Origin of the sequence: Bacillus cereus group sp. BfR-BA-01356 (genome assembly GCF_022663635.1) — a bacterium.
In the GTDB taxonomy this organism is placed as follows: Bacteria; Bacillota; Bacilli; order Bacillales; family Bacillaceae_G; genus Bacillus_A; species Bacillus_A cereus.
Window position 1 is genome coordinate 1 of sequence record NZ_JAKUFX010000209.1, and the last position, 5993, is coordinate 5993.

Here is a 5993-nt window from a genome sequence, read left to right on the forward strand (position 1 = left end):
TTAGGGTTTATTTGAGATGCTTATTTTTAAGAGTATGCTTTTATTTTAGGAATGTTTTGATCCGATGAGTCGAAAGCTCAGGTTGTGCTCACTCTTAAGTTGATGGGCATGAGAAAACCTCATCTTTTTATATTTACATACTCTCTACAATTGCTTTTAATTTATTCACAGTCCGCCAATTCCTAACTGTAGCTGGTGTATGTGACTTCTGAAACTGGTTCATTAATTTAGAATTTCGAATGCTATTTTTGAAAAATAAATAAACGACCTTCTCATCTATATAGCAATCTTCAAGTTCACTTTTAAATGTAAGCAATTGACTACTCTCTTCTTCAGAAAGTACATTAGCTAAAAAAGCAATATGAACACTTTCTCCTTCTAACAATGAATGAACTTCATATGGACATTGTTTAATAATATTTATAAATTCATCATGTGTTCTTAGCATGACTGGAACATCGAAATCAAATTCTTTTTTTATTTCAGATTGTATTCGGTCCTTTAGAAAGTTTATACCTTCCTCAGATTCGAACACAATATTACCACTTTGTATATATGTTTTCACTTGTTTTAACCCTATTGATTCAAACACTCGTTTTAAATCAGCCATTTTGATTACTTTATGGCCACCGACATTGATTCCTCTTAGTAATGCAATATAAAGTGTCATATTATCCCCCCCACAGTAAAATGAACTTATCGATTGAATCGGTTTTCCCACTCATATTTCTCGGATATTTGTTTTAATTCTTCTAACATATCATGAATAGATAATACCTCAAATAAAATAATAGATTCACTTGAAAAATGGTGATGATAATGATTTGGTTTATAATCTTTTAAATCATTTTTATAACTCCAAGTTGGGATGTTAAAAAAATCACAAACTAACACTGTAAGAAAAACTGCAATCCCAGTTTTAATCACTCTTCCTCCAACGATATTCCATTTTCTATCTTGATTCATTTTTTATATCCTTCATTCCTGTTTCATTTTATATACATATATTATATATTGTTAAAATAAAAAAACCTACTACTTGAATATTCAAGAGTAAGTTTTCTATTTCATTATAGGTAAATGCATTATTATTTGTTGGCCAATTGGCCCCATTCTTCTAAAACCTTTATCTTGGAAACCAACTTTTGCATATAAATTTTGTGCAGGAATATTTCTTTCATTCACAGCAAGTACAACTTCATTTTTTATTGGAAAATAACGTTTTACAAACTCTTGTAATAGTGACAGTGATTTTTTAGCATATCCCTTCCCTTGTCTATTGTGATTTATAGAAAATGAAGTTAAAAGTAAAGCATCCTCATTATCTGTGAACTCCTTTACTCTATCTCCCGTTTCCAATGCGAAAAGACCCACCGGTACCCCATTGCGATCTAAAATAACAATCACATTTTTTGTATGATCACTTTTTGCTTTCTCCAGTAATGCGCTTGGATCTGATGTAAACTGAACTTGTTCACTTGGTAAAGTAAATGTTTGTATAACTTCTTTATATTTCTCCTTATACGGAGCTAATTGAATTTCCCCTGTGTGTATGTTCATGCTAAACTCTCCCATTTTTTAGCTTATTAACTTATACCTTGCTGTGCTTTTGAATGCACTCTTCCATCTAAAAAGGTAATTTCAACAAATGAATTTGGATCGTTCCCTTTCCAAGCAAAAATTTGTTTAATTTGTGTAGAATGCTCTACCCCTTCTTCTATAAGTAAATCTCCTTCAAAACCAATTAAATCTTTCACTTCTGTATAAGTCATTCCTTCATTTATACTCGAGAAATGATTTATATTGATAGACTCTTTCTGTTGCCTTTCCATCACAGTAGAAGAAGTTGCTGTTTGGTTTTTCACTTCTTTTCTCTGTTCACACGCTGTCATACTGAAACCTAAGCATAAACTAAACAATATACATGCGCTTTTTTTCATCATAACAGTTGTCCCTCCCATCATAACTAAACCATATATTCCCTTAAAAATAAACTGAATATTTAATATTATATTTAAAAACCTCGTACAATTAAGTACGAGGCTAATTTCATTTATTCAAATGATTATTTGATTGATCATCCTGTTCTTTTCTTAACTCTTGTTCTTCATCTTTTGGTAATTGTTTATCATTATCTTTAATTGGGTTCGTTTCTCTATTTTCTATCATATCATTTGGAACTTGTGGCATTACTCGGCCCACAATAGCGGCTAATTCATCTAGTATACCTTCACCTGTTTTTCCTTTTTTAATTTGCTTTCCGATTTGTTTGAGGCGTTCATACGTATCAACATCTGCTACAACGACTGCATTAGCACCGTCAGGGTCATTTTTTAAACTTTCTGCAACAGAGTACTTAATTGATTCAACTCGAGTTCGATCAAGTTTTGCTTTTACATCAATACCTACAATAGCATATTTTCCAACAACGACCGCTGTTGCATCATTCACACCTGGCACACTTGCTGCTAAAGATGCTAAATGATCTGCTGCTTTTTCATTTGGCTTATTTGATTTATTCGTATAATTAACATTTTTCATTGAAACATTTTTTTGTTCCGGCTTTTCGTTTGGATTGTCTTTTTTTCCAATACTGCATCCAGTTATAACGAAGCAAAGCATCAATATATATATTAGAGTTTTCATTATTTTCACCACTTCACTATTAAGGTTTAATCATAAATTTTTTCAACAGCTTGCATTTTCTTTACCTTTTCCTCGGCCCCGCTATTAGCATTAATGAATATTTGGTACGTATCTTTTCCTAAAGTGCCTACAAATTCATAGCAAAGTACTTCATTATGCAAATCATTGACTACTAAAGCTTTACGTTCTTCCATAACTTTTACATCCGGATTGATTTTCTTTCTTGCTTCTGTTGCAGTTAGCTTTGCCGATGGAACTGTTCGCTTTTGATGTGACGCTAAGTATTCTTTTGCGGAGAACCCAACGATAGAACCATCATCTAAAGCAATTTTCATTTGGATTGCTTCTGGATAAATTCGTACTCCATTTTCATTTACTACATACGTAAATACACCAACATTATCATATTGAGAGCTATCATAAAGCTCCATATTATTAAACTTATGGTCCTTTAAAAATTTCAAACCTTTACTACCTGCATCGTTTAAACTAACTTTCTGTTCTTTAATTTCGCGGTTATTCATAACCCAAATTGGATATCCGCCTTTTCCGGTAATATCCATATAGAACTCATTGTTCGTTGCTTCATCTTTAATTTTCACACTATAGAAGGATTCTTTCGCACCTTTTCCGCTTTTCTCAACATCTACTTTTTCATTTCCTTTTAAATTCAAAAACGATTTGGCAATTTTCGCCGCTTCATCTTTAGAAATTGCCTTTCCTTCCGCTTCAAATCCACCTTTTTTATTTTTTTGCGCACTTGTAAAGGTCGGTCCGAAGTTTGTAGAAGAATATGATGTTACGTTTTTCTCTACAGTTTTCAATCCATCAATAATTGTGTTATCTGCTGGATCGCGATTTGATGCAAGTGCCATTTCTACATCCATCCAGCGTAAATTATTTTTCAAAACAAGATGTTGTACTTTTCTTAGTTCATCTTGTATATTTCCTGCATTTGAATATAAAGTTTGTAGCGTTTTATATTCTTGCTCATTTAACGGCTCTTTTTCTAAATCACGAATGGCTGCACGGTAACTGAAATCACCGATATTCGCTAAAAATTCTTCCGTTTTATTAAATGGCATTAATGTTAAAGGTAGTTGTCCTACATCTGAGCGAGCTTCAGATGTTAAACGCCATACATCCGCTAATGCAGGTGATAAAGATGATCGTGAATTCATCGCAAGTGTTGTGCCAATTTTATCGTGTAATAAATCGACTTCGTATGCTAAATCATGGAATGCACGTTGATAGCTATTTTCCGCTCGAATTAAAACTGCATTTTTCTCTTGGTGCTCTTTATAGCCCCAATAGCCTGTTCCTACTACACCGACTGTTAATAATACAATGATAATACCTCGTAACATTGTCCCACCTCCGCTCTATTTACAGAAAATATGTTTACCGATTTTTTTAATTTGTGGACGAGTCCAAATCCATTTACTAGTCGCAGTATCTGGATTGAAATAATATAAAGCATTTCCTGTTGGATCCCATCCGTTAATCGCATCTAAAACTGCTTTTTTTGCTGTTTCATTTGGTGTTAAATATATTTGTCCATCGGCTACCGCTGTAAATGCTCTAGGTTCAAAGATTACACCTGAAACAGTATTTGGGAATGATGCACTTGTAACACGGTTCAAAATAACAGCAGCTACTGCAACTTGTCCTAAATACGGTTCACCACGTGATTCTCCGTATACTGCGTTTGCCATAAGCTGAATATCATTTTGAGAATAACCGTTCGGAACATTTGTCCCTTTATTTTGAGGTGGTTTATTCTCTTGTGCAGTTCCGCCGCTATTTCCTTTATTTGTTGTCGTCCCTTTATTAGCAGTTGACTTGTCATACTTCGTTGCCTTCACGAGCATTTGCTTCGTTTTAGCTCCAGCTAAACCATCAACGGGTAATCCGAATTTCTCTTGAAAATTCCGAAGTGCCCAATATGTACCCCATCCGAAAACACCATCCACTTTTCCCGTATAAAACCCGTTATATTTCAAACGAGATTGCAGTTCAATGACATCTTCGCCAGATGCTCCTCTTTGAATAACTTGATTAGAAAAAGCTTCTACATTCTTTAGTTGTATACTACTGACCATTAAAGACAGTCCTATGAACGCAAGTAAAACTGCTATTTTAAAAATAGCTTTTTGGCGCATAATTTTCCCTCCTTAATTACGGAAATGATTTCTTGGTTATGTTTTGTAAAAGCCTCGCTTTTATGTAAAGAAGACAAAAAAATCCAAACTAATATCGTTGAAAAAATATGTAAACAATATAAAAAAAGGATAAAAGGAGTTCATCATGAAGAAATCTTTAAAACACATCGCACTCGTCATTCTGTTCCTAACAACATGTTCAAATATATATACAGGCTCATCAATTGTTCATGCGCAGCCACCGTATGCCAAATGGGGTAAACTTGCCGTAGAAAAGACGAAAGAACAATACCCAAAAGCAGAAATTATTGACTATCTTCATATAGGTAGAAAACCAAAAACAGTTCAAATAACTGTTGAAAAATTTAAATTGTGGTTACGTGAGAACGGAAAAGAATACGGTGTTTTTGTTGATGTAGAATTTGAAACGAAGACGGAGAAATTTATAAAGCTGTCGTTTCAGAAGACGAGTAGATAAAGTGAAACTTTAATCAGTGAGGGTTTTGTTCATCTCCCACTGATCATCAGCCCTCACCAATCGGACTTTTACGGGCAGCCCGACAAATAGCTGGATAAAGTGAAACCCCCACTGTTAAAAACAGACACAGTGGGGGTTCTTGCATTTCTAAAATTCTTTTCTAAAGTTTCGATTCCCTAAAAATCTTACCAATATACAAATAGCACCAATTACAACTGCTATCCCTATACTGTATAAAAGTACTTTACCATATCCACCTATTCTCGGATCTAAAAACGGATATGGATACCAATTCACGATTGGACCACGTATTAAGCTATATACAACGTAAAAAAATGGGAATAAAAGCCAACTTGCAGCTTGTTTCCAAGTGATTTTCTTAATAGGTGGATTTAAAATCCAATCTAAAAGCATTGTAATCGGCATGATATAATGTAGCACAGTATTTACCCATGGTATTGCCGTTTGAAGTGATTCTTCTAACCCTCTTAATAATAAAAAATAAATGAGTCCAGTCGTAAGTATGTATACCGTTGCTGCACCACGAAGTATACCAAACTGTTCTGAGCGACCAAATGTAGCTGTTCCGATACTACTTAAAAGACCTGCGGTAGTATGTCAACTGAAAAATAATATCTTTTGAAGTTATCAAAGGACAAATTGCTTAAAAAAGACATCACGAAACTAGACCAGTATTTTATGTAAAA

At 33.8% G+C, this 5993-nt stretch carries 7 protein-coding genes and 2 pseudogenes; 1 reads left to right on the forward strand and 8 read right to left on the reverse strand.

Going from position 1 to position 5993, the window contains the following annotated elements; all coding sequences use genetic code 11:
• Positions 1–133: 133 nt before the first annotated feature.
• The 7 genes and pseudogenes from MR168_RS31950 to sleB all read right to left on the reverse strand — a co-directional run bounded on the left by MR168_RS31950 (position 134) and on the right by sleB (position 4808).
• Complete coding sequence (locus MR168_RS31950) at positions 134–670, reverse strand: DUF1697 domain-containing protein (RefSeq protein WP_016122631.1); 537 nt, start codon at positions 668–670, stop codon at positions 134–136.
• 224 nt (positions 671–894) lie between these two features.
• Positions 895–966, reverse strand: a pseudogene (locus MR168_RS33825) (hypothetical protein); the annotation flags it as partial.
• Positions 967–1062: 96 nt separating this feature from the next.
• On the reverse strand, positions 1063–1575 hold the full coding sequence (locus MR168_RS31960) for a GNAT family N-acetyltransferase (protein ID WP_116269174.1): 513 nt from the start codon (positions 1573–1575) through the stop codon (positions 1063–1065).
• A gap of 11 nt (positions 1576–1586) precedes the next feature.
• Positions 1587–1943, reverse strand: a complete 357-nt coding sequence (locus tag MR168_RS31965) for a hypothetical protein (RefSeq protein WP_000976446.1) — start codon at positions 1941–1943, stop codon at positions 1587–1589.
• Positions 1944–2049: 106 nt separating this feature from the next.
• Positions 2050–2646 (reverse strand): YhcN/YlaJ family sporulation lipoprotein, encoded by a 597-nt coding sequence (locus MR168_RS31970; protein ID WP_000854053.1) that lies wholly within the window; start codon positions 2644–2646, stop codon positions 2050–2052.
• Positions 2647–2672: 26 nt separating this feature from the next.
• Complete coding sequence (gene ypeB, locus MR168_RS31975; protein ID WP_086388210.1) at positions 2673–4013, reverse strand: germination protein YpeB; 1341 nt, start codon at positions 4011–4013, stop codon at positions 2673–2675.
• Positions 4014–4028: 15 nt separating this feature from the next.
• Positions 4029–4808, reverse strand: coding sequence for a spore cortex-lytic enzyme (gene sleB, locus MR168_RS31980; protein WP_001249053.1), 780 nt, complete (start codon positions 4806–4808; stop codon positions 4029–4031).
• A 145-nt stretch (positions 4809–4953) separates the two neighbouring features.
• On the opposite strand from sleB, the gene MR168_RS31985 reads away from it, so the two are divergent.
• Complete coding sequence (locus MR168_RS31985) at positions 4954–5286, forward strand: DUF3889 domain-containing protein (RefSeq protein ID WP_000749105.1); 333 nt, start codon at positions 4954–4956, stop codon at positions 5284–5286.
• A 147-nt stretch (positions 5287–5433) separates the two neighbouring features.
• Here MR168_RS31985 and MR168_RS31990 read toward each other — a convergent pair.
• Positions 5434–5889, reverse strand: a pseudogene (locus MR168_RS31990) (Pr6Pr family membrane protein); the annotation flags it as partial.
• Between the last annotated feature and the right edge of the window lie 104 nt (positions 5890–5993).

What these genes read in the sequence shown, in the direction of transcription:
- MR168_RS31950 (WP_016122631.1), bottom strand. Translation starts at nt 670, where the DNA reads ATGACACTTTATATTGCATTACTAAGAGGAATCAATGTCGGTGGCCAT.
- MR168_RS31960 (WP_116269174.1), bottom strand. Translation starts at nt 1,575, where the DNA reads ATGGGAGAGTTTAGCATGAACATACACACAGGGGAAATTCAATTAGCT.
- MR168_RS31965 (WP_000976446.1), bottom strand. Translation starts at nt 1,943, where the DNA reads ATGATGAAAAAAAGCGCATGTATATTGTTTAGTTTATGCTTAGGTTTC.
- MR168_RS31970 (WP_000854053.1), bottom strand. Translation starts at nt 2,646, where the DNA reads ATGAAAACTCTAATATATATATTGATGCTTTGCTTCGTTATAACTGGA.
- ypeB (WP_086388210.1), bottom strand. Translation starts at nt 4,013, where the DNA reads ATGTTACGAGGTATTATCATTGTATTATTAACAGTCGGTGTAGTAGGA.
- sleB (WP_001249053.1), bottom strand. Translation starts at nt 4,808, where the DNA reads ATGCGCCAAAAAGCTATTTTTAAAATAGCAGTTTTACTTGCGTTCATA.
- MR168_RS31985 (WP_000749105.1), top strand. Translation starts at nt 4,954, where the DNA reads ATGAAGAAATCTTTAAAACACATCGCACTCGTCATTCTGTTCCTAACA.